This window comes from bacterium (assembly GCA_036524115.1).
Classification (GTDB): Bacteria; JAUVQV01; JAUVQV01; order JAUVQV01; family DATDCY01; genus DATDCY01.
In genome coordinates this window covers 1-23,737 of the sequence record DATDCY010000311.1, presented here as the reverse complement: position 1 = coordinate 23,737, position 23,737 = coordinate 1, and the positions used below count along the sequence as shown (strand labels likewise).

At 65.0% G+C, this 23,737-nt stretch carries 20 protein-coding genes and 1 pseudogene; 4 read left to right on the top strand and 17 right to left on the bottom strand.

The window, feature by feature from the left end:
- The 3 genes from VI078_14800 to VI078_14790 form a co-directional block, all read left to right on the top strand.
- Positions 1 to 613 (top strand): hypothetical protein (locus VI078_14800; protein ID HEY6000552.1); only part of this gene is annotated, 613 nt, incomplete at its 5' end.
- A 76-nt stretch (positions 614 to 689) separates the two neighbouring features.
- Complete coding sequence (locus VI078_14795; GenBank protein ID HEY6000551.1) at positions 690 to 1,202, top strand: hypothetical protein; 513 nt, start codon at positions 690 to 692, stop codon at positions 1,200 to 1,202.
- Positions 1,203 to 1,252: 50 nt separating this feature from the next.
- On the top strand, positions 1,253 to 1,981 hold the full coding sequence (locus tag VI078_14790) for an FKBP-type peptidyl-prolyl cis-trans isomerase (GenBank protein ID HEY6000550.1): 729 nt from the start codon (positions 1,253 to 1,255) through the stop codon (positions 1,979 to 1,981).
- 61 nt (positions 1,982 to 2,042) lie between these two features.
- On the opposite strand, the gene VI078_14785 is transcribed toward VI078_14790, so the two are convergent.
- From VI078_14785 to VI078_14745, 9 genes and pseudogenes are all read right to left on the bottom strand, one after another.
- A complete protein-coding gene (locus tag VI078_14785) occupies positions 2,043 to 3,770 on the bottom strand; it encodes an N-6 DNA methylase (protein ID HEY6000549.1) in 1,728 nt (575 codons plus the stop codon).
- 32 nt (positions 3,771 to 3,802) lie between these two features.
- On the bottom strand, positions 3,803 to 4,834 hold the full coding sequence (gene rhuM / locus VI078_14780) for a RhuM family protein (GenBank protein HEY6000548.1): 1,032 nt from the start codon (positions 4,832 to 4,834) through the stop codon (positions 3,803 to 3,805).
- A gap of 200 nt (positions 4,835 to 5,034) precedes the next feature.
- Positions 5,035 to 6,300 (bottom strand): restriction endonuclease subunit S, encoded by a 1,266-nt coding sequence (locus VI078_14775; protein HEY6000547.1) that lies wholly within the window; start codon positions 6,298 to 6,300, stop codon positions 5,035 to 5,037.
- The gene (locus tag VI078_14770; protein ID HEY6000546.1) at positions 6,297 to 8,792 is read right to left on the bottom strand and encodes a DEAD/DEAH box helicase family protein; all 2,496 of its coding nucleotides are present in this window, start codon (positions 8,790 to 8,792) and stop codon (positions 6,297 to 6,299) included. Before VI078_14770 ends, VI078_14775 begins: the two co-directional genes overlap by 4 nt.
- A 224-nt stretch (positions 8,793 to 9,016) precedes the next feature.
- On the bottom strand, positions 9,017 to 9,214 hold the full coding sequence (locus VI078_14765) for a hypothetical protein (GenBank protein HEY6000545.1): 198 nt from the start codon (positions 9,212 to 9,214) through the stop codon (positions 9,017 to 9,019).
- Positions 9,211 to 10,104, bottom strand: a complete 894-nt coding sequence (locus VI078_14760) for a hypothetical protein (protein HEY6000544.1) — start codon at positions 10,102 to 10,104, stop codon at positions 9,211 to 9,213. Before VI078_14760 ends, VI078_14765 begins: the two co-directional genes overlap by 4 nt.
- Before the next feature lie 168 nt (positions 10,105 to 10,272).
- Positions 10,273 to 10,566, bottom strand: a pseudogene (locus VI078_14755) (NADH-quinone oxidoreductase subunit F).
- A gap of 37 nt (positions 10,567 to 10,603) precedes the next feature.
- Positions 10,604 to 12,043 carry a ThiF family adenylyltransferase gene (locus VI078_14750; GenBank protein HEY6000543.1) on the bottom strand — a complete coding sequence of 480 codons (1,440 nt, stop codon included), beginning with the start codon at positions 12,041 to 12,043 and terminating at the stop codon, positions 10,604 to 10,606.
- 383 nt (positions 12,044 to 12,426) lie between these two features.
- Positions 12,427 to 12,687 (bottom strand): hypothetical protein, encoded by a 261-nt coding sequence (locus tag VI078_14745; protein ID HEY6000542.1) that lies wholly within the window; start codon positions 12,685 to 12,687, stop codon positions 12,427 to 12,429.
- 515 nt (positions 12,688 to 13,202) lie between these two features.
- Here VI078_14745 and VI078_14740 point away from each other — a divergent pair.
- A complete protein-coding gene (locus VI078_14740) occupies positions 13,203 to 13,715 on the top strand; it encodes an ImmA/IrrE family metallo-endopeptidase (GenBank protein HEY6000541.1) in 513 nt (170 codons plus the stop codon).
- A gap of 346 nt (positions 13,716 to 14,061) precedes the next feature.
- On the opposite strand, the gene VI078_14735 is transcribed toward VI078_14740, so the two are convergent.
- The 8 genes from VI078_14735 to VI078_14700 all read right to left on the bottom strand — a co-directional run.
- Entirely contained in the window at positions 14,062 to 15,849 is a 1,788-nt protein-coding gene (locus VI078_14735) for an NADH-quinone oxidoreductase subunit NuoF (GenBank protein ID HEY6000540.1), read from the bottom strand.
- Positions 15,850 to 16,148: 299 nt separating this feature from the next.
- Positions 16,149 to 16,550, bottom strand: a complete 402-nt coding sequence (locus tag VI078_14730) for a (2Fe-2S) ferredoxin domain-containing protein (protein ID HEY6000539.1) — start codon at positions 16,548 to 16,550, stop codon at positions 16,149 to 16,151.
- Positions 16,550 to 17,053 carry an NADH-quinone oxidoreductase subunit NuoE gene (gene nuoE, locus VI078_14725; protein HEY6000538.1) on the bottom strand — a complete coding sequence of 168 codons (504 nt, stop codon included), beginning with the start codon at positions 17,051 to 17,053 and terminating at the stop codon, positions 16,550 to 16,552. Before nuoE ends, VI078_14730 begins: the two co-directional genes overlap by 1 nt.
- Positions 17,050 to 19,788 (bottom strand): formate dehydrogenase subunit alpha, encoded by a 2,739-nt coding sequence (gene fdhF / locus VI078_14720; GenBank protein ID HEY6000537.1) that lies wholly within the window; start codon positions 19,786 to 19,788, stop codon positions 17,050 to 17,052. Before fdhF ends, nuoE begins: the two co-directional genes overlap by 4 nt.
- A 66-nt stretch (positions 19,789 to 19,854) precedes the next feature.
- Positions 19,855 to 20,670: a dihydropteroate synthase gene (locus tag VI078_14715; protein ID HEY6000536.1), complete on the bottom strand. Its 816-nt coding sequence runs from the start codon at positions 20,668 to 20,670 to the stop codon at positions 19,855 to 19,857.
- Positions 20,671 to 20,775: 105 nt separating this feature from the next.
- Entirely contained in the window at positions 20,776 to 21,558 is a 783-nt protein-coding gene (locus VI078_14710) for a carbon monoxide dehydrogenase accessory protein CooC (protein ID HEY6000535.1), read from the bottom strand.
- 10 nt (positions 21,559 to 21,568) lie between these two features.
- A complete protein-coding gene (gene acsC / locus VI078_14705; protein HEY6000534.1) occupies positions 21,569 to 22,912 on the bottom strand; it encodes an acetyl-CoA decarbonylase/synthase complex subunit gamma in 1,344 nt (447 codons plus the stop codon).
- A gap of 88 nt (positions 22,913 to 23,000) precedes the next feature.
- The coding region (locus VI078_14700) for an acetyl-CoA decarbonylase/synthase complex subunit delta (GenBank protein ID HEY6000533.1) at positions 23,001 to 23,737 on the bottom strand (737 nt) is incomplete at its 5' end.

Sequence of the window (23,737 nt, the reverse complement as noted above, 5' to 3'; positions counted from 1 at the left end):
GAACATCGCGGCGGAAGTGCTGAACGCCGCCGGCGCCGAGCAGATCGAAATCGAAACCGCGATGATGGGCACCTGGCCCGACCCGAACCGGGTCGGCAGGTTGGGCAGCTTCAAGGCGGCCCAGCTCCGGAACGTCGAGCTCACCGGCCCGTACTTCCACAACGGCGGCAAGCTGACGCTGCGCCAGGTGGTGGACTTCTACGTCCGAGGCGGCGATTTCCCGATCAGCAATGCCGAGCACCGCGACTTCAACCTGACCAACCAGAACATCGAGATCCAGTCGAACCTCAACGAGGACGAGGAGGTCGCCCTCGTGGACTTCCTGCTGGAGCTCACCGACGAGCGCAACCGGTTCGACCGCGCGCCCTTCGATCACCCCGAGGTGATCATCCCGGTGGATGGCCTGGCGCCCGACAACACGCTCGGCCGCGGTGCGCTGCTGGCGAACTCGACGATGTTCCGCAGCGTGTCGGCGGTGGGTGCCGCCGGCCAACTGACCCCGGAGCCGGCCTTCCTGAACCTGACGAAGGTGAGAGTCTCGGGCACCGACGCGAATCCCGGCAGCGCCGCCTGTGACTACGCGGGCGGCGTGGTCAGCCAGTACTGCCACTAGAGGAACCTGAGCTCTTCTCTCTGCCCACCCTCTCCCTTCCCGGGGAGGGGGTGGGCAGGGGAAGCTTGGATCGAGCATGAAGAACCAGAAACACCGACTCGAAGCGGCGGCGCGCCGGGTGATGATCCCGGCGCTCGCCGCTTCACTGCTGTTGTCGGCAAGTTGCTCCCCGGCCTTGAGCGCCCCTGGTCCCGGAATAGCTGACGGCAATACCCAGCCGGATGCGCTCGCCGCCATCACTGTTTCCTTCAAGCTGGACTTCAGGATGAACGGGCCCTCCTATGGGGGCGAGCGCTGGGTTTCGCCTCCCACATTCACCTTTGCCCAGGGAGGACGAGAGCTGACATTGGAGGCCAGAGCCCAAGGTGTTGATGCACAGGGAAGGCCGCTGGACATACGCCCGACATGGATACCATCCGATCCTGCGATGGTGACGGTAACTCCAGGGCAAGGAAATGAAGTCAGGATCACCGTGCGGAGCCCCGGGCAGAGCAGCCTGGATGTGACTTCTCAGGGAATCTCCAGGCATCTAGCCATCACCGCGGTGACGCACGGCGGCGAGGGCATTCGGGTGGACATTTCTCAGTAGTGAAAAGGGAAGCAGGAAACCGGGGAGATCCAATTGTGCGAGGAAGAGGGATGACGCGGAAGAGCACGACCCTGAAGTGGCTGGCGGTCCTGGGAGTCGCGCTTCTCGCTTCTCAGGCAGGCGCAGAGGAGACGCCGGTTCTCAAGACCCTCAAGGAAAAGGTGAACTACGGCATCGGGGTCGATCTGGCGAGAAGCCTCAAGCGCCAGGGGATCGAGACCGACGCGGACCTCGTGATGAAGGGCTTGAAGGACGGGCTCGCGGGCGAGAAGCTCCTCGTGCCTGAAGAAGACCTGAACACGATCATGATCGCGTTTCGACATGAGTTGAGCCGCAGGCAGGCTGAGGTCATGAAGATCGTGGCGGCGGAGAACAAGGCGAAGGGGGAGGCCTTCCTCGCGGAGAACAGGACGAAGACAGGGGTGGTGACCTTGCCGAGCGGACTGCAGTACAAGATCCTCACGTCCGGCGACGGTGCGAAGCCCGCGGAAGCGGACACCGTGGAGTGTCGCTACCGGGGTACGCTGCTCGACGGGACCGAACTGGACAGCTCCGGGGCCGAAACACCAGCGTCCTTCAAGGTCACGGCAGTCATTCCTGGCTGGAAGGAGGCATTGCAGCTCATGCCTGAAGGCTCCAAGTGGCAGCTCTTCATCCCGCCCCATCTCGCCTACGGCGAGCGAGGTGGCGACGCCCGCATCGGACCGAATCAGACGCTCATCTTCGAGCTCGAGCTCGTATCTGTTCGAAGTCCGAAGGAGGGGGGCCCTCAGAGATAAGCAACGGAGGAGCGCTCCCGGCGCTGACAGCCGCTGCGCGCAGCTCTTTCAGAGCGCAAGGTCAGCAATGCGTCTTCAACCGCAGCTCGGCCAAGGCCGCCGCCACTTCCCTGCCCTTGGTCTCGATGATCTCCAGCAGCTCCTCTGGGGTTCGCGTATCCACGATCGGCTTCTTGTGCGGATTGACGGCTTTCAGGTCGTAGATGGCGTCCTCGATCTCTCTAGCCTTGGCGGCCAGCTCCCGTGCCTCGCGCGTCAGCTCCTTGGCCTTCGCCTGCGCAGCCTCGATGGCCCGATCGTCGCGCGGACGGGCCTTCTTCAGCTCGGCGACCTGCTGCGACCACCGCGCGGCCTCCTGGCCTTTGGCCGTGGACTGCTCCTTGAGCGGCCGGGCGTCCTCCGCCGCGACGCGCTTGCGCTCGTCCATGTCTACCGTCCATGACAGGTCGCTGTCCGCCCGTGCCGGCAGCAGTCGGAGGAAATCCTCGAAGTGCTTGAGCAGCAGGGGATTCTTCTTGCGGATCTTCAGTTCGGACAGGTCGTAGTACCAGACCTTTCCCGTCGGCCGACCCTTCGTGAAGAACAGCAGATTGGTCTTGACCCCCGCCCCGGCGGCCGTGAACACGCCGCCCGGCAGGCTCACCACGCACCAGAGGTCGCAATCGTCGAGCAGCTTGCGCTTGGTCTTGACGAACGCCTCCTCGTTCGTGCGGAAGAGCAGCCCCTCGTCCAGGACGATGCCGCACCGGCCGCCGTTGCGCAGGCTGCGCATGACGTGCTGGAGGAAGAGCACCTGCGTCGCACCGGTCTTGTAGTCGAAGTTGGTCTGCGCCTCCTTGCCTTCCTTGCCGCCGAAGGGGGGATTGGTGAGGATCACGTCGAAAGCCTGAGGCGCACCCTCGAACAAGCCGCCGTAGATCTCCTGCCCGGTCAGCGTGTTGCCGTGCCAGAGGTTCGGCTTGTCGATGCCGTGCAGGACGAGGTTCGCCAGCGCGATAGGGTAGATGAGGTTCTCTTTCTCGCGGCCCCAGAACGCCCGCTGCTTGAGCGTCTCGAGCTGATCCGCCGTGGCGTCGGCGCCGAGATTTCCGGCGATGTGCTCGAAGCTCTGTGCCAGGAAGCCCCCGGTGCCGCAGCCCGGATCGTAGATCGTCTCGTCCGTCTTCGGGTCGATCACCTGGACCATCGCCCTGATGACCTGCCGCGGCGTGAAGAACTGGCCGCCGTCGTTGCCCTTTTCGCCCATCCTCAGGAGCAGCCCTTCGTAGACCTGGGAGAGCGTGAAGACGTGCGTCGGGTCCACCGCCTCGGTGGTCAGCTCGTCCACCTTGTCCAGCACGTCGAGAAAGTTGCGCTCGGTGTCGATGCGGACCCGCTCGACGCCCGTCATGATCTCGCTGATGACCTTCTGCCGCGGCGAGGCGTCAGGGTGCTTTTCCAGGTTCTTCAGGTACGGCAGCAGTTCCTGGTTGACGAAGCTGAAGAAGGCGTTCTGGGGCGAGTTCTGCAGTTCGACGCGCTTGGTGGTCTCCCCGGCGGCGAGCTTCTCCGGCGGCGCGGCCCAGTCGCGCCAGCGAAAAGGCGCCTTCAGCGAGGGGCGGAACGGCACGCCGAGCGCCTCGGCCTCCTGCTCTTCGCGGTGCTCCTTCTCGTCGAGGATGCGCAGGAAGAGGATCCAGGTCAGCTCGGGGACGTACTGCATCGCCCCGGCGCAGTTGCCGCGGCGCATGATGTCGCAGATGCTCTTGACGGCTTGATCGACCGACTGCTGGGTGGGCAGCCGCTTCACGTTGCCGTTCTTTCTTCCTTCTCTTGGCATGCCTACTGCTCCCGTGCCAGCATGTTCATGGTCAGCCTGATCAAGGTGTCCTTGTCCCGCGGATTGGATTCCGCAATCAGCAGTGTCAGCGCGGCCAACCCGACGTCGTTGATGACGGCTTCGCCGCTCGGTCTAAACAGCCGCCCGTTGCGGTTGAGAAAGTCGACGAAGAGCATGGCGCCTATGCGCTTGTTGCCGTCGGAGAACGGATGGTTCTTGATGACGAAGTAGAGCAGGTGGGCGGCTTTGGCCTCCACGGTCGGATAAGCCGGATGGCCGAGGACGCTCTGTTCCAGGTTCCCCAGGATCGACGCCAGGCCCTCCGCACGTTCCTGCCCGAAGAGATCCCCGGCCTCTTTGCGAGCGACGAGGTTCACCTTGAGATCGCCGATGGCGGCCCGCGCCTCCTCGGCAGCGGGGAGTATGCCGCCAGGCTCGCCCTTGGGCTCGGTCAGGAGGCCTTCGTCGTACCGCTGCAGCCAGAGAAAGGTCTGGGTGTAGCGGGCGATGACCTCCACCAGGCCGCGTCCCTGCTCGGTGGTCAGACGCGGGCTCGAGGCGATTCGCCGCATCATTTCCAGCGCCGCTTCGATCTCGCGAGCATTGGTCTCGAGGCGCCGGCGGTTGATGGTAAGCCCCCGGACCAGGTGCTCTCGCAGCACGTTCGTCGCCCAGATGCGAAACTGCGTGCCGCGCTTCGAGTTCACCCGATAGCCGACGGAAAGTACGGCGTCGAGATTGAAATACTCCACCTGGTAGGTTTTGCCATCAGCGGCAGTTGTTGCAAAAAATGCAACAACTGCCCGGCGATCAAGTTCTCCTTCCCGGAAAACGTTCCCCAGGTGCCTGGAAATAACCGACTTGTCCCGTTCGAAGAGGGCGGAAATCTGGTTCAGGTTCAGCCACAGGGATTCCTGTTCTAGCCGGACTTCCAGGGCCGGAGCTCCCTGCTCCTCCTTGTAGAGGATGATCTCGCCCTTGCCGCCGCGGATGGCTTGCGTTTCCTCGTCACGAGTCTTCGCTCTCTTGGCCATGCCTGACGCGACTCCTCTATCGTGGCCCTGGCGCTTGGCGCAAGTGCCTGTGCTGGTGCAACACGTGGCCCGTGCAGGCTGCGGGGTCCTGTCGCTGCGGACCTCCACCGTGCTCACTCCGCTCCGCGCGGCGGAGTCCTCCCCTCCGCGCCACCCCTCCGCCGGCCAATTGCATCGTCACGACCTCCAAGCATCGAAGCTCAGATCTCCCCGTTGAAGGCTCGGCGCAGCAACGCCGCGGGCAAGGCGTTGATCGTGTTCAGTTCAGCTTCCGCGGCCGCACAAGCAGCTTCCGCTGTCCCCATCTGTTCACGCAACCCCGAAGCGATACGCCGCTGATCTTCGATCGGGGCGAGTGGGATTTCGAAGGCGGCGATTAGACTCTTTGTGAGAGCCTGCCTTGTTGCTCCCGCCTGAGCCTTCAGGATACGCTCTTGAAACTGCGACGTAGAAAGAAACAGCGACAGGAACCATGGATCAAGCGAACCGTCACTGCGAATAATACTGACGTGCTGATTCACGTTTGCTGGCAGCGCCGTCTCAGGAACAACGCAAACCCTGCCGATAGATGCTCCCGTGATATTGAGAAGAACATCCTGCGCTTGTACACGGCTCTCAGACATAGCCCGGTCTTGTTCCTCAGTTATGTACGCCAAGCCCGCCATGGAGAAGCCGTTCATACGCACATTCTGACTGCGAACAAGACTGATGCCACTCGCGACGTAAGCAGCCTGGCCCCCTAGCGGGGTCAACCCGCTGCCGATCTTGACGGCATGATCCCCCAATCGCACCCAACGCCAGTCGGCGGGAAGAGGATAGCCCGGTTGTGGGAAGATCTGGCTGAGAAAAGCAGCCGGCAGCTCCTTTGCCGCCTCAAGGCGGGCCTGGGCCGCAGCGCGCACCCGCTCCACCGCCGCCATCTGCTCGCGCAACACCCGCGCGATCCGCCGCTGCTCCGCAAGAGGTGGCACGGGCACTGGCATTATGCGCATGGCCGACGCACTGATATTCACCTGGCCTATCGCCCGAGCCATATTCCCCTCGATGAACCTTCGGCCGCCAGGAGAATTGATGAAGGCTGACACAAAGTGCGAATCTGCTGTTCCCTCAATTAGTCGAAAGCGAATCAGATAGGAAGCAAACACCGCGGATCTATCGGTGTCATAGACTGCCGTCTTGCCAACCAATTCCGCGGAGTTCGTTCGATTGAAGAGCAGGTCGCCTTTGAGTAGTCGATACTTCGAAAGCTCGTCGGCCTGCAAGTCTACATGAGAGACGTTCTCCCAGCGGATACGCCCTTCGTGGATGTGGTACATGCCCAAGACGGGGACTCCTCGCTCGTCACCATTGGACTTGGTAGAGGTACCGTATTGCCCTGGTCCCTTGCAGATGTCCCCCAGCTTGACCCACCGCCAGCCCGCAGGAAGTTGCCTCCGCGATTCCTTCGCCACTGCCGTCGCGGTCATGCTGCGAACATCCTCGTCTTCGTCTCAACAAGCAGGTCGCGGGGATTGCCCGCCATCTGCAACGCCGCGAGGCCGCCGGCCGACTTGACCTCGGGCGTCTGGAAGATCTGCGGGTTCTCCAGGCCCTCGGTGCCGCCGCGCTCGAACTGGCTGGCGATAGCGCGCACGGTGGCCGGGGCCCTGCCGGGCAGCGCGTTGATCCACTCCTCGTGCTTGTAGGTGAAGGCCAGCGAGCGGTCGCGGCGGGTGCGTGGGCTCATCCCCCAGCCAAGCTCGGCCAGCACGTCGTACAGGTCGTAGTCCTGCCGGTCGTCCACCATGCGCACGACGGTCGGCGAGTACCCGGAACTCACGAGGGTGTCGACGAGTTCCTGGCGCGATGGCGGGTTGATCCATCGACCACGGAAGTCTTCGAGCGTGCGAACCTCCTGCACGAGCCGGGCCGCCAGGCGCGCCTTGTACTCCTCGACGGGCACCGGCATCGCCTTGCCGTTGACATCGGCGACGATGAAGCGCCCGGCGTCGGTGACGTGGACTTCGAAACCCTCGACCGTGATCTGCGGCTCCGACGGTGGGGGCGGATCGGGGCCGTCGACCCCAGGCCCCTCCCCGCCCGAGCCCGGCGGCTTGGTGAGAAAGTCCTCGCCGAAGAGCCGTGTGGCGTCGGTGTAGTCGTAGACGCGGAACATCAGCTTGCCGGTGGGCGCGTCGATGCGGGTGCCCCGCCCGACCATCTGGTAGAAGCTGATCGGCGACTTGAGGTACTTGAAGAAGACGATGTTCCGCACGCAGGGGACGTCCACACCCGTGGTCAGCAGCTCGACCGTGGTCGCGATGAAGTGGCTGCGGGAGGAGGCCCGCAGGTCCGGGAGCTGGTCGTTGCCGCTGCTGGCGGCGGTGCACTTGAAGGCGTAGTAGGCCAGCCTCTGCCTCCCGCTCCCCGCGCACCAGGTCGCGTAGAGGTTGTTCAGGCAGGCCGCCACGTCGTCGGCGTGGCGATCGCGGGCGCAGAAGACGATCGTCTTCTGTTCGGGGCCTCCCGTCTCCAGCAGGTAGTCGAACAGGTCCTGACACATGGCCAGGACGCGGTCGGGCAGAAGGACGCGGTCCTCATACTCGGTCTTCTGGTAGATCGCGTCGATCTGGGCGGGGGTGACGGGCTGCCCGGTGATGGCGTCGACAGGGTTGCGGGCGATGATCTCCGCTTGCGTGATGCCGGTGTCGTCAAGATTCACCCGCCCCTTCTGGATTTCGCAGGCGGCAAGATAGCCGTCTTCGATGGCCTGGGCGATGTCGTATTCGTAGACCGGCTCGCCGAAGTAAGCCAGGTTGTTGGCGGTGATCTCGGCGTCGGCCAGAACATCCCGGGTGACCTCATAACCGACGGACTGATCGGCACTCCTGGCCTTCTCGAGGTTCTCGGTCCCCTCCGCGGCCCGTTGCAGGTGCGGCAAGGGGTCCTTGTTGACTGCCTGCACCTGGCGCTTGAGGGTCTCTGCAAGCTGCCTCGGGGTTGCGGTGAGGCCGACCTGCACCGCGTTGCGGTTGCGCGTGAGCACCTGCGACCACTTGCCCCACGCCGACCGGTGGCACTCGTCGATGACGACATGGGTGAAGTAGTTCTCGGGGTAGTAGGTCGTCAGGAAGCTCGCGTCCCCGTCTTCGGTCGCCACGCCGAGAGTCTGGTACGTGGCGACGTGGATGCGGGCATTCTTGGCGTTGTTCGTCCCGTCCGGCTTGCGGTAGACCTCGGCGGCGTCAGCGCCGAAGACATTCTGAAAGGCGCCGACCGCCTGCTTGCGCAACTCATCGCGATCGCAGACGAACAGCGCCCGCGTGAGCTGCCCGGCGTCGGAGATGCGCTTGAGCAGGTTGACAGCGATGAAGGTCTTGCCGGACCCGGTCGCCAGCGACAGCAGCGCGCGCTTCGGCTGTCCACTTGCCTCGCACGCGGCAACCTTCTCCATCACGGCGCGAATCGCGGCGTCTTGGTAGTAGCGACGTGCCCCTTCACCGCCGGGATAGGACTGCAAGAGCGGCCGCGCGGCCGGCGCTTCAAGCGAAAAGCCCATGCCCTTCTCGTAGCGAGCGCGGAGATTGGCGGGCGAGGGGAAGTCTCCCATGGGTGTGGGCCGAGAAGTCAGCCCGGTAAACGAATCGAACTCGACGAACTGATGGCCGTTAGACGAGAAGACAAAGCGAACGTTAAGCCGTTTGCACTCAGCGTACCCCTTGGCCTGCTCTAGACCATGGCCCGGGTGGAGAGTATCCTTTTTTGCCTCAATGAGGGCCAGGGCGACGGGCTGGGTGTCGACACTGACCTTGACCCGAAGCACGTAGTCGACCTTGCCGCGCGAGCGTCGCCGGGCCTTGCCGTTGATGATCTCGACAGTGCCGGCGGTTTCTTCCCGGCGGATAAGGTCTTCGGTCCAGCCGCAATTGTGGATGGCCGGATCGATGAGCTTGGCTCTGGTGTCGGCTTCGTTCAGCATCGCGCTGCCCGCGTCTTCCCACGCACTACCTCACCGAGCCGGCCGAACGCGGCAGCGACGGCGTCCCTGACTGGCTTCGCGGTACGCGCCCTGGCTGTCCGAACAACGATCGACGTCGCGAGGAGGTTAGTATCTCCTGCCAACCCTAATTGTTTGACGCCTAGGACATGCCTCAAAAGACTCGAACTCGTCCACGCCAAGCCTCTGCGAGTGTGCCTGGCAACTCATTTCCTTGTCGTTCCGGCAAGATGATAGTTCTCTGGCTGGAACTTCTCCTTGCCCGCTTCGTGCCCGACGCAGGGATCACCCATTAGCCTCTGAATATCTTCGGACCTGTACTTGCCGTTCTCAAAGTAGTACTCACGCATCTCGATTACCCAAGGAGCAACTGGGAGGGCTTCAAGTTTCTCCTTCGTGTTCATACCTTGTCCTCCTTGGTCCGGTGAGCAGTGATTGCCTCTCCGAGTTCCTTGTGCCTCACCCATCGAAAGGAACGGTCACTCGAAATTACCGCTATCTCTATTGGCCCCCCACAGAGGGGAAGAAGATGTGAGAACTTAAAGGTCTTTATCGTGATGTAGATGCTCGAATAGATCCAGTCAACGGCTTCCCTCAACGGCAAGTCGCGCGATTGCCCCAAGACGCCCTCGCGTATCAACTGGAACAATTCCTCGTCAGTCCCATTCCATTTACCGCTCCCGAGAATGCGGTCTATCAGTGGGGCATCTATGCCATACAAGAGTCGCTGAATTAGGTTCTCCAATCCCCAGAACTTCGCAGTCCCCACGGCAAGCGGGTTAGGGTCTGGAGCAACATCAAGGAGGGGATTGAAGCAGAACTCAAACGCTTTCGGTGAGCGGTTAACACCCCACCGTCCAGCAAGACAGAACCCGCCTGAAAAGTTCTGCCTTAGATTTCCAAGTTCTCTCGTCTCTTCCGGGGTACAACCAGCGCCTTTTCTCTCGAGTTCTTTAGCACGAGCAAGCGCGTCCCTGAAAGCTGCAGTGTATTGACTCCAGAACATGTCACGCGCAAGGTGAACAACCTGCTCAGGAGTCGCTAAGTTGCTGTGCCAAGCTTCATCTGCAATTTCGGCAATCAATGTTCTGTAGCTCTTCTCCCCAAGGCTACCAAGCCCCCAGAGAACAACGCCTACTGTCGATCCACTGTTGCCAAATTCATAAATCTTCTGACCGTGGTTGAAGAAATGAAAGTCACCCTGGCCAGTAAGGTTAGGCACGAATATCGTCGTGGTGCTGTCCGAGCCTAGGACCACACCTTCAGACGATAGATAGCACGCGGCAATTGTCATCTGTTTCTTATTACAGTAATCTTGTCAGCCCTGTCAACGCATGGGATACAAAGAGATCGCAGCGCAATCATCAAGCCATTCGAGGCGGCTGAGGCTTGCCGGAGGGAAGATGCACGGCGCAGCCGATCAGCCCGGAGCGGTGACCGAGGCGGCCCCGCAGGCGCGCGGGCAGCCGCCCGAGGGATCGCCGAGCTGCACGGCCTTGAAGTTCTTCTTGTTCGGGACGCCACCGATGCCGTAGGCGATCGAGCGCAGCGTGGTGCGCATCGGCACCTCGACCAGCCCGATGTTCTTGATCTTCCCGGAGGGGCGAAGACTTTCGTGCCCTTGCTCTTTTCGGTGCCGACCGCAGCGTACCGGGCGCCGTCGTTGGGGATGATCTGTGCGATGTTCGCGAAGGTCTCGACGTTGTTGAGGATGCTCGGCTTCTTCCAAAGCCCCCTAGTGCGCCTGGAACGGCGGCGACGACGCATATGGTCGAATTATCCTGGGACTTGGATCAGTTGCCCCCTTTCGTGTGCCGTCGGGCTGCTCGTTCAGCGCGAACCGCCTCGGCAGCCGCGTGGACGCCCGTGCCGGGACAATGCATTTCCCCGCTCGCAATGAACTCCTGCGAGAAGCACCCGGGTTCGCAGGCAGTAAGACCGGTTTCGATTTCGCCCGTTAGGAGATGGTAACTTTGCGCTCGGGGGCCGAGGCCGAGGGGCGCGACCGTCAGCATCAGCAACTGCATGAACTCAAGCGAAGCGACTCCCAGGCTGAAGCCAAAGACGTTCTCATTGGCCTTGGCCGGATGGTCGTCCGGCAGTCTTTCCAAGTAGCCAGGATCCTCGAAGTCGCCTCGCTGGTCGGCTGCTACCAACCCCGGATCATACTGCCCGAGGCAGACCAGGCACCGCTGATCAGGGCCGACAACATGGGCCTTCCAATCGGCCCCACGGAGTCTGCCCTTGTTGGTGCGCGATACGTGGATGCCACCGTCGATGACCGGGATGAGGTGCGCGTAGGCGATGAAGTTGAGTACACTTCGCGCCCAGGGACGATCCACGCACGAGAAGATCACGTCGCAATCAAGCGCACTGCGATAGCCTTCTGCCTCGCATACGCTCAACTCCTCCGCTTCTACTCTGAAGCCGCAGGCGGTTGCACTCCGGCGCAAGGCCTTGGCGGCCACCTCAACCTTTGCGCGGACTCGCCTCGCATCCCGAGCAGATGCGTGCAGAGTCCGGTCGAGGTTGACCTCCTCAATGGTTTGATAGTCGAGGAGCAGGATACGCTGAATGCCAGTTCTCGCCAGTGCCTCTGCGATGATACTGCCGACACTCCCAAGGCCGACTATCCCGAACTTGAGTCTAGCAATGTCCGCCTGCACGTCAGAACCCCAGGCGCTTATGGTTCGGGCTTGGCTTGGTTGATGGATCGGTGGTTTGAGCACTTTATCGCAGAAGTGGCTCTTCAGGTTCACTCCGACGACACGAACGCTCTGAGCCCAAACGCGCCGATACTGCTTAGGGGCCTTGCGCTCCCACACCCGAGCACTCCACGAACCGTCACGCGCCGCAACCGTCATGCCGACGAGGGGCAGGCTGGTAGCACCTTGAACGGTTGGCGCCAGGAGTCGCTCAGCACGAACGTCGTCTCGACTCAAGCCCTGCCAACCCCGAGCTGGGTGGCTGTGGAGGAACGCTATCCCGCCGCCGGACTCGAGGCCCTCGCCGAGGACGCGCTCAACGTACGACGGGTTGAATGACGCGTTTCCGTGGACGGCGCGATCGCCAATTTCGGGCAAGATTACTTTGTAGAGCAGTGCCGTCGTTCTTGTGCGCCCGTAGCTCGGGCGCCAGAGCGCGAAGCAGAGGTCCTCATCTCCATCCTGCCGCGCAAGATGCTCGAGGAGGACTGCGTTGACCCCTTCGGTCATGGCAACGGAGTAGTTCATACTGTTCTGAAGAGGTGGTCGATGTGCGTCAGGTACTCAGAAACACCCTCGCGCCCCCTCCACCCTCGATATGGACGGCTCCAGTACTCCCAGTCCGGCCCGAAGTGCTGACTCTCCAGCACTTTGTTAGGGTGATCCGATGCGCTGGGATTGATGGGCAGCAGGCGAGGCGATATGTGCGGCCCACTGGGCGGGGTTCGGGGGAAGGTCGCAGGAACTTCGAAGCCCAACTTGATCTGCTGGTCCGCGAAGCGACCGCCGGGAACTCTGTAGCCAATGACAACTCTGTCCCCTGGCTGATCCGGATTAGGCGGGGTGGGCAGAACCTCATAGCCGAGGTCCTGCACTTGTCGCAGAAACTCTTCGCGTCCCTCTGCCATGTCTCACGACACCGGCACTGGGCCCGTGAACACGGTGACGAACTTCTGGTTCTCGTGCATCGAGATGGCTACATCCTCTCGGTTCTGGAAAGAGTCACGATTACGTCCCTTGATCTCAACGAGGTAGTAGTCCCCGGGCTTGATTCCCGCGAGGGTCATTATCTGGTGGGGCGTCAGCGTCCTCTGCGTGGTTTCCTGTGGCTCGTCATTCACTTTGTAATGGATCACGTGGTCGTGCTTTCTCTCGACAGGTTCGTTAGACATCTTCGTTTCTCCTGCTCGCGGGCCATAATTGGTGAGGGGCGTGCCCGCTTGCCGCAACCTCGGGATGAATCCTATCCGCCTCTACGCAATATGTCAATTACATAATCGTATGAATGCCATGTATGTAAACGTTTGCGCTCTTGACAGAGCACCGTTTGGCGAGTAACTTACGGCCATGTCAACGGAGTCCGCACTGGCCATCTATAGCCAGATTGGGCAGCGGATTGCCAAGTTACGCAAGTCTCGTGACCCCCGGTTAAGACAAGAGGACTTGGCTAGTGCCGCACACCTGTCGCGTGCTTCGATGGTCAACATTGAACGAGGTCGACACCGAATCCAGATCCATGTCCTTTACGACATTGCACGGGCGCTAGGCGTGGAGCCGACCGACCTGCTGCCTCCTGGCACAAGCTCGGAGTTTGCAGCGCAGATCCCGACTAACTTTGCAAAGCAGTTAAGCCCAAAGGAACTCGCCCTCGTCGGTAGCCTCTTGGGCGGCCGAAAAGGAGATTCTCATGAATCGCGATGAAATCGCGCGCGAAGTAAACCGCCTGCTGTCCGAGTCGAACGTCCAAGAAGAGCCTATACCCGTATTCGAGGTGGCACGTGCCGTTGGGACAACGCTACGGATCGGCCCACTCCCTTCAGAACTCAGCGGCTTTCTGCTTCGCGAGGGAGAATCCACCATCATTGGGGTTAACAACCTGCATCCGAGGACCCGACAGAACTTCACAGTCGCCCATGAGCTCGGCCACCTGCGTCTCCACCCAAACAGTAGTTTCGTTGATCGCAAGCTATCCTTCTACGCCCGCGACAGCCGATCCGGCAAAGCTGTTGACGAACGTGAAATCGACGCCAATAGGTTCGCCGCTGCCCTCCTCATGCCTGAGAAACTCTTACGACCATACATACATGCCAAGAACGTCGATCTCGGCGATGAACACTTGCTGGAATCGATCGCCCGAAAGTTCGGGGTGTCTACCCAAGCCCTTACGTATCGGCTCATTAACCTCGGCGTGACGAAATAGTACCCCCCTTGACGGGTTCGTTTCTGAGTCACCGGACTGGGCTTCGTTGTCTTCCTGACAGACCAGTCGCAGTTGGTTGTTGAACCGCAAGCACCTCCACTGCAAACAACTTCTCTTGCACGATGAACCCTTGCCCAGCGAGGCGGCTGGGGCTTCCCGGAGGGAGATGGCGCGGAGCCACCGATCAGCCCGGGAGCGGCGACCGGGGCGGTCCCGAAGGGACGCGGGCTCGTTGTCTGAGCCCGAAGGGCGAGTTACGAGACCGCGAGGCCCGGGCGCCACTCCGGACCGGCGGCGGAGACGCGCGGCCGCAGGGAGCCCCCGCGGCCGCGCGCCCGGATTCTCTCTAGAAGATCGACGACGACGGACAGGCCTCGAAGCACGACATGCACTGGACGCACTTGGCCGTGTCGATGACCGCCGGCTGCTTCTTCTCCCAGGTGATCGCCCCCTGCGGGCAGGCCTTGAAGCAGAGGCCGCACTTCTTGCACTTCTCGGGGTCGACCCAGAACTTGAGCAGCGCCGTGCAGCGCTTGGCCGGGCAGCGCTTCTCCTTGATGTGCGCCTCGTACTCGTCGCGGAAGTAGCGCAGCGTCGAGAGCACCGGGTTCGGGCCGGTCTGGCCGAGGCCGCAGAGCGATGACTCGCGGATGACCTCCGAGAGCGCCTCGAGCTTCTCGATGTCGCCCTCCTGCCCCTTGCCAGCGCAGATCCCCTGGAGGATCTCGAGCATCCGGCGCGTCCCCTCGCGACACGGCGTGCACTTGCCGCAGGACTCGTCCTGGATGAAGTCCATGAAGTAGCGCGCCATGTCGACCATGCAGGTCGTCTCGTCCATGACGATCATGCCGCCGGAACCCATGATCGCACCGACCTTGGCGATCTCCTCGTAGTCGACGAGGGTGTCCAGATGCGACTCCGGCACGCAGCCGCCCGAGGGGCCGCCGAGCTGCACGGCCTTGAACTTCTTGCGGTTCGGGACGCCGCCGCCGATGTCGTAGACGATCGAGCGGATCGTCGTCCCCATCGCGACCTCGACGAGGCCGATGTTCTTGACCTTGCCCGAGAGCGCGACGACCTTCGTCCCCTTGCTCTTCTCGGTGCCGACGGCCGCGTACCAGGCCCCGCCGTTGAGGATGATCTGGGGGATGTTGGCGAAGGTCTCGACGTTGTTGAGGATGCTCGGCTTCTTCCAGAGCCCCTGGTGCGCCGGGAACGGCGGGCGCGGGCGCGGCATGCCGCGGCGCCCCTCGATGGAGGCCATGAGCGCCGTCTCCTCGCCGCAGACGAAGGCGCCGGCGCCCTCGTAGATCTCCAGGTCGAAGTCGAAGCCGGTGCCGAGGATGTCCGTGCCGAGCAGGCCGTACTCGCGGGCCGCCGCGATGGCGACGTTCAGCCGGTGGATCGCCAGCGGGTACTCGGTGCGGCAGTAGATGTACCCCTTCTTCGCGCCGATGCAGCGCGCGGCGATCGCCATCCCCTCGATCACCGAGTGCGGGTCGGCCTCGAGCACGGAGCGGTCCATGAACGCGCCCGGGTCGCCCTCGTCGGCGTTGCAGAGCACGTACTTGACGTCGCCCTTGCTGCCGGCGGCGAACTTCCACTTCAGCCCCGTGGGGAAGCCGCCGCCGCCGCGCCCGCGCAGCCCCGAGGTCAGCACTTCCTCGACGATCCGCTCCGGTGTCAGCTCGGTGAGCGCCTTGGCGAGGCCGAAGTAGCCGTCGCGCGCGATGTACTCGTCGATCGACTCCGGGTCGATGAGCCCCTTGTTGCGCATGACCCAGAAGAGCTGGTCCTTGAAGAACGGGTGGCCGGACTCGGGCACCACCGACTCGGCTGCGCCGGGGCCCTGGTAGCGCAGGCGCTCGACCGGCGAGCCGCCGGCGATGTGCTCTGCGACGATCTTCGCCGCGTCCGCCGGCTTGACCGCCCGGTAGAGGACGCCGTCGGCGGCGACGCGCACCACCGGCCCGATGCCGCAGAGGCCGTCGCAGTCGCCGGCCTGGATCTCGACGTGGTCGGACAGGCCGTGGGCGACGACCTCGCGCTCAAGCGCCTCGCGCACCTCGGAGGAGCCGCGCTTCGTGCAGCCGGTGCAGGCGCACACGGCGACGGTCTTCCTCTGCGCGGGAATCTTCCTGGTCGCAGTCGTGGTCACGGGTGCGGCAGTCGGGGCGGGCGCCCGGGTCGCCTGGACTTTCTGAACCGGCGCCGGCTTCGTCGGGGCCTTTGCGGCGAGCAGCTTCTTCGCAACGACTTTCTTCGCGGCCGTCTTCGCAGCGGCCTTCTTCGCCGCTCCCTTCGCAGCCACAGCCTTCTTGGGCACAGGCTTCTTGCCCACGGGCTTCTTCGCGACGGCCTTCTTCGCCACGGCCTTCTTGGTCGCCGCCTTATTGACGGGTGCCTTCTTCGGCGGCGCCTTCTTCGCGGCGCTCACTTCGCACCTCCCGCCGGCGGCGCGAACGCGCTCTGGCGCATCAGCGCGAACTCGGCCTGGACCTCCCCGCGCAGCACGTGGCGGCGGAAGACCTGCCGCATCCTCGGCCCGTCCATGTGCTGGTAGACCACGGGGTCGGCGCCCTTGATCTCCACGGTCACGTTCGGCTCGGAGGAACACATGCCGGCGCACGCCGAGACGACGACGCGGATGTCGTCGCGCCTGGCCGCGGCCATCTCCTCCTTGAGCGCGTCCATCACCGGCCCGGCGCCGGCGGCGACGCCGCAGGTGCCCATGTGCAGGGTGATCTTCGCGCGCTCGCTGCACGAGCCAAGGCAGAGCGTCGGGAGCGTCTTCTCCCGGATCTTCTTCAGGTCGTCGATGGTCAGCTTGGCCATCACTTGTACTCCTCGAGGATCCTGGTGATCTTCTCCGGCGTCACGCCGCCGTGGGTGTCCTGGTCGACCACGACCACCGGCGCCAGCCCGCAGGCGCCGAGGCAGCGCACCGATTCCAGCGAGAAGCGCCGGTCCTCGGTGGTCTCACCGATGCTCACGCCGTAGGTGTCGCGCACCCGCCCGATGACCTCCTTGATGCCGCGCACGTAGCAGGCGGTGCCCTCGCAGGCCTTGATGCAGTGGCGCCCGCGCGGCACGAGCGTGAAAAGCGAGTAGAAGGTCGCCACGCCGAAGACCTCCGCGCGCGGCAGCCCGAGCCCCGCCGCCACGTAGCCGATCAGCGGCTTCGGCAGGTACCCCACGGTGTCCTGGCACTTGCGCAGCGCCGGGATCGTCGCGCCGGCGGCGCCGCGGTGCTCGGCGATGATCGCGTCGATGCGCGTCCACATCGCCGGGGTGACGTCGGCCAGGTCCGGCCGGGTCTCCATCGTCGTCTGGCTCATCTTCTCTCCTCGCCGGCGGCCGTCATCGTCTCCGCCTCCGTCTCGACCTTCGCGATGCGGACCGCGGAGACCTTGAACTCGGGGATCTTCGACACCGGGTCGAGCGCGGCGGATGAGGTCAGCCGGTTCGCCGCGGCCTCGGCCCAGTGGAACGGCATGAAGACCGTCCCGGGGGCCGTCATTCCCGAGACGCGCGCCCGGACCACGATCTCGCCGCGACGCGAGCTGACGAGCACGTCGTCGCCGTCCGCGATGCCGGCGGCGCGCGCGTCCTCCGGGGCGATCTCGACGAAGCTCCGCGGCGCCCTCTCGTTGAGTCCCGCGCTCTTCATGGTCATCGTGCCGGTGTGGTACTGGTAGAGCACCCGGCCCGTCGTCAGCAGCAGCGGGTACTCCCGGTCGGGGCTCTCCGCCGGCGGGCGGTACTCGACCGTCGAGAAGTTGCCGAGCCCGCAGGTGAACTGGTCCATGTGCAGGCAGGGCGTGCCGGGGTGGTCGGTCCCCGTGCACGGCCAGTGGATCTCCTCGCGCTCCAGCCGCGGGTAGGAGATCCCGCAGTACGAGGGCGTGACCTTCGCGATCTCGGTCATGATCGCCTCGGCGCCGCCATACGCCATGGGGTGCCCGAGGCGCGTCGCGAGGTCCGCGACGATCTCCCAGTCGGCGCGGGCCTGGCCCGGCGGCTCGACCGCCTTGCGGATGCGCTGCACCTTGCGCTCGGTGTTCGTGAAGGTGCCGTCGACCTCGGCGAAGCAGGCCGCCGGCAGCACGACGTGCGCGAGCTGCGCGGTCTCGGTCAGGAAGATGTCCTGCACCACCAGGAAGTCGAGGTGCTTCAGGCAGGCCTCGACGTGCGCGATGTCGGCGTCCGAGACCATCGGGTTCTCGCCGACGATGTAGAGCGCCTTGAGCTCGCCGCGGTGCGCCGCGGGGAGCATCTCCGTCGCCGTCAGGCCGGGCGCCGCGGGCAGCTCCGCGACCCCCCAGGCCCTGGCCACCTTCGCGCGGGCCTCCGGGTTCGCCACCTTCTGGTAGCCGGTGTAGACGTCCGGCAGCGCGCCCATGTCGCAGGCGCCCTGGACGTTGTTCTGGCCGCGCAGCGGGTTCACGCCCCCGCCGCGCACGCCGACGTTGCCGCAGAGCATGGCCAGGTTCGCGAGGGACTTGACCCCGTCGGTCCCCGCGACGTGCTGGGTGATGCCCATCGTGTAGAGGATGCTCGCGGCCGGGACCGAGGCGTAGAGCCGGGCGGCGGCCACGAGGTCGGCCGCCGGGATGCCGGTGATCGCCTCGACGCGCTCGGGGGTGTACGCAGCCACGGCCTTCTTCATCTCCTCGAGGCCGACCGTGCGCGCCGCCACGTACTTCTCGTCGTGGAGGTTCTCCGCGAGGATCACGTGCAGCAGTCCGTTGACCCAGGCGACGTCCGTGCCGGGCTTCGGCCGCAGCCAGAGCGCCGCGTGCCGGGTCAGCGGGATGCGCCGCGGGTCGACGACGATCAGCTTCGCGCCCCGGTGCTTGACCGCCCGCTTGACGTAGGACGAGAGCACGGGGTGGTTCTCGGTGGTGTTCGAACCCGTGACGAGGATGACCTGCGCCTCCTCGATGTCGGCGATCGGGTTCGTCATCGCCCCGGAGCCGAAGGCGGCGGCCAGACCGGCCACCGTGGAACTGTGTCAGAGCCGAGCGCAGTGGTCGACGTTGTTGGTCCCGAGCGCCCCCCGCGCGAGCTTCTGGAGCAGGTAGTTCGTCTCGTTGCTCACCCGCGCCGACGAGAGCACGCCGACCGTCTGCGGGCCGGCGGCTCGCGCGGCGGCGAGCTTCTCCGCGACCAGCCCGAGCGCCTCGTCCCACGAGGCCTCCCGGAAGCCGCCGCCCTGGCGGATCAGGGGCGTCTTCAGCCGGTCCGGGTGCCCGATGAAGTGGTAGCCGAAGCGCCCCTTGACGCAGAGGCTGCCATGATTGGGTCCGGTCCCCTCGACGCCGCTGACCTTGACGACGCGGTTGTCGCTGATGTGCAGCCACATCTGGCAGCCGACCCCGCAGTAGCTGCAGGTGGTGCGCACCCGCTGCCCCTCCCAGGGCCGGACCTTGACGTTGGCCTCCTTGAGCACCAGCGCGTAGGTCGGGCAGGCCTGCACGCACTCGCCGCAGAAGACGCACTCGCCGTCCTTGTAGGCGACGTCCTCGCCGGCGACGATCTTGCTGCGCTTGCCGCGGTAGCCGAAGTGGATCGCCTCGTTGACCTGCACGTCGTTGCAGGCCTGCACGCAGCGGCCGCAGAGGATGCACTTGGAGAAGTTGCGCATGATGAAGGGGTTGACGGTCTCGGGCTCGTAGCGCGGCGGCGTCGCCGGGAAGGCCCGCCCGACGACGCCGTAGCGCAGCGCCAGCTCCTGCAGCCGGCACTCGCCGGCGCCGGCGCAGGTGACGCAGTCGTGGCTCCCCGAGGAGAGCAGCAGCTCGACCACCATCCTGCGGCTGCGCACCACCTTGGGCGACTCGGTCTGGACCATCATGCCGTCGGCCGCCGGCAGCGCGCAGGCCGCCATGAGGCTGCGCGCCTTCTCGACCTCCACCATGCAGACCCGGCAGGCGCCGGTCGGGGTCGCCCCCTTGAGGTGGCAGAGGGTCGGGATGTCGATGCCGTTGCGGCGGGCCACGTCGAGCACGGTCTCGCCCGCCGCGAACCCGCACGGCCTCCCGTTGATCGTTATCGTCTGCTTGCTCTCCATCGCCTCCCCCGCGCGCCCCCTGCGGCGCCGGCGTGCTGCATTCTCTCCAGTCGTTCCGTGCGCGCCCTAGGCCGCCGGCGGCGGGACCAGGTCGTCGAGGTACGAGCCGGCGTAGAGGATCTCGTTCTTCAGCAGCTCGACGGTGCGGACCGTCGCCATGAACTCGGCGTTCGTCGAGTCCGCGATCGCCGCGGTCAGGCCCGCCGAGGCCAGCATCGTGAAGAAGGTGCCGCCGATGCGCGTGTGCAGGTGCTTCGGCGTCGCGTTGTACACGTTCGAGAGGCCGACGACCGTCTTCATCGGCTCCCCGTCGTTGAGCTCCTGGAACATGCGGACGGCCTTGATGCACTCGTTGACGTCCTGCTGGGCCACCCCGATCGGCAGCACGAGCGGGTCGAGGTAGATCCGGTCGAGCGCGACGTTGTGCTCCATCGCCTTGCCCATGATCGTCGCCGCGTTGACCATCCGCTCGTCGCAGTCGCGCGGGATGCCCGCGAGCGTCATCGCCAGCGCGATGATGTCGGCGTCGTATTTCGCCGCGATCGGCATCATCTTGTCGAGGACGCCCTCGTCGGCGTTCGTCGAGTTGATCATCGGCTTGTGCTTCTTGACGACGGCGAGGCCGGCCTCCATCGCCTCGAGGTTCTTGGTGTCCAGCGAGAGCTGGATCGTGTCGTCGACGACCTCCTCGACGGTCTTGACGAGCCACTGCATCGTGGCGGGGCCGTCCTTGGTCGCCGGGCCGAGGTTCAGGTCCAGCGCCTTCGCGCCGCCCTTGACCTGCAGGAGCGCCAGCTCCTGGATCGGCTTGGGGTCCTTGGCGCGGATGGCCGGTCCGATGGTCTTCGACATGATGTTGATCTTCTCGGCGATGATCAGCATGTTCGTTCTCCCTTTTCTTGGAAAATGGGGACAGACTTATCTTCCGACCCGAACCGCCCCCACGTCCGTTGAGTTGCGCGCAAAAATTGATCTGTCCCCATTCTTCTAGTGTGCGCCGACCTCCGCCGCCAGCCGCTCCTTGATCGCGGCGATCTCGGCGACGAACGCCGGCTCGACGTCGAAGGGCGAGCGCCCCGCGAGGTCGGCCTTGCGGATCGACTCGCGCTCGAGCACGGTGCCGATCACGGGCAGATCCGGCAGGTGCGCGCGCAGCTCGGCCTCCTCGGCGGCGTCGCGCACCTTGTTGAGCACGAGGAACACGCGCGTGACGCCCAGGTCCGCGGCCAGCTTGTGGATCTGCCGCGCCGTCTGGATGCTGCGCTGCCCCGGCTCGACCACGACGAGCATCGCGTCGACCGAGGCGCTCGTGCCGCGGCCGAGGTGCTCGATGCCCGCCTCCATGTCCATGATCACGACTTCCTCGCGGCGCACGATGACGTGCTTCATCAGCGCCTTGAGCATCGTCGACTCCGGGCAGATGCACCCGGAGCCGCCCTTCTCCACGGTGCCGAGCACGAGGTGCTTGACCCCAAAGGCCTTGACGCTGAACTCGTCCGGCAGGTCGTCGACCCGCGGGTTGAGCTTGAAGATGCCGCCGATCGCGCCGGGCTTGGCGCCGGTGCGCTCGGCGATCAGCTCCTTCATCTTCGCGATCGGCACGATCTTCGCCGCGGCCTCGGGGTCGATCCCGAGGGCCGCGGCGAGGTTCGCGTCCGGGTCCGCGTCGATCGTGATGACCGGGCGCCCCTCGCGCGCGAAGAGGCGCGCGAGGCCGGCGGCGACGGTCGTCTTGCCGACGCCGCCCTTGCCCGTGACCGCAATCTTCACGCCGGGGCCCCTACGGTTTGAAGGCCTTGAGGAACGCGGGCAGCTCCGAGGCCTCGCGCGGCCCGACGACGACCTTCCAGCCGCTCAGCTCGTCCTCCAGCTCTCCGGAGAGCTGCGCGGTGTAGCCGGGGATGACCACCGTGCGGTGCTTGACCTTGGCCTCGATGCCGGACTTCTTGACGAAGGCCGCGATCCGGTCCGGCACGAACTTCCCGGCGGCCCACGCGGTCAGCGTCGAGAGCCCGTCGGTGTCGACGATCGCCAGCCAGGTCGGCACCTTGCTCCCCTCGATCTCGCTCGAGACGATGAAGTAGGTCAGCGAGAAGTTCGTCGTGATCAGCACCGGCGAGTTCTCGTCCGCGCCGTTGAGCGAGTAGATGTCCTGGGCGACCTGCATCGGCCGCTGCGGGTCGGTGTAGATGTTCTGGCGCAGCACGTAGAGCGCGTAGGCCTTCTCGGGGGAGAGGTCGCGCAGCACGACGACGCCGCCGTACTTGATGGTGTAGACGGCCGCGTGGACCGTCTCCATCATGTCGTCCGTCGTCTCCTCGGCCGGGAAGGTGATGACGGGGAAGCCGAAGGGGCGCAGCTTCTTCTTGAGGGCGGCGCGGCGGATGTAGACCAGGTTCTGGTGCGTCTCCTTGAGCGTGCGCGAGCCGGGGTCGAGGACGAGGTCCTTGACGCCCATGCCGTCGAGCTTCGCGGTCAGCTCGCCCAGTTCGTCGAGGCTCGCGGCCTTGACCGCCAGCGGCACGCCGACCTTCTTGGCCAGCGCCCCCATGACGTCGAGGTTGGCCTTGGTGGCGGCGTAGAGCAGCGGCCGCTTGAGCGCGGTGCCCGCGAGCGCCGCCTCGATGGCCGCCGGCTCGGCCATGAGCACGAGCGGGTACGGGATCGCGCCGGCGACCGCCTTGACGCACGCCGCGAACTTCGCGGCGTCGCCAGACGTGTTCTTCACCGCCACGAGGTTGGCGCGCAGCGTCTGCGCGACGCGCTCGTAGGTCGCGGCCTTGAGCGCCGCGAGCTTTGTGGCGACGGCGTCGGCGGCCTCGGTGTCCTCGATCAGCAGCGCGTAACCGCAGGGGTTGAAGAAGGTCTTCTCGTGCCGGTGCAGCACCAGCTCTTCGCCGACCTTGAGCGCGAACTCGCCCTCGCCGATCGTCACGCCGCGGATCGGCGGCGCCGAGGCCTCGGCGAGCACCGCCTTGGCCTCCTCGGAGACGAACGGGCACTGGTCGAGGGACGCGCCGGCGGAGGCCAGCTTCATCGCGAAGGCCAGGCAGGTGGGGACCCCGCACTGGCCGCAGTTGGTCTTCGGCATATACTTGAAGATCTGCATGCCTGTGAGCGCCATGACGTTTCCTTACCTCCCTATGGGTTGCACGGGCCCGATCCGCTCGGCACGCCCGTGTCGTCTTTGCCCGGTCAGCCCGTCCGCCGCCCTAGAGCGCCGCGACCGTCTGCCTGACCAGCCTGGCCGCCTCGGGGTGGCGCATGACCAGGACGTCGGAGCCGGCCATCATCAGGGCGACGGCCGTCAGGGCCTCCCAGAGGATGCCGCGCTTGCGCTGGTCGCCCCACTGCGGCGCCTCCGCCTGCGTGATCTTCGCCTCTTTGGCCCGCCACGCCTCCTTGCCGAGGTTCGAGACGGTCGGGGACTGGAGCATCGCGTCGTTCTGCTTGAGCGCCGCCAGCTTGATGCGCTCGTGGATCGAGAAGGAGTACTCCAGCCCGTAGCCGAGCGCGCCGGTGGAGGGGTCGATGAGCAGGTTGTCGACGGCGACGCCGAGGTTCGTGAGCAGGATGTTCAGCTGCTTGGCCATGTTGACGTCGATCGGCGTCTGGCCGATGACCTTGCAGCCGAAGCCCATCGCCGCCGCGCCGATCGACTTGTAGTTCTCCTCGATCGCCGCGCCGACCGTGACGTTCAGCCCCTGCGTCGCCTCGGCGACCGCCTTGAGCACCTCGGCGTCCTTCTCGGCGTTGCCCGAGCCGTAGACGATCAGCGGCACGCTGATCGCGCCGGCGACCGCCTTGACGGTCGCGACCGCGTCGGCGGCGCTGCGGTTGGCGCCGTTCGGGTCGGTGCCGGCCAGCTGCAGGCAGACGAGGTCGGCGCCGAACTCGCCCTCGCACTTCTTCGCCCAGGCCACCGGGTCGCCCCAGACGTCGCCGAGCA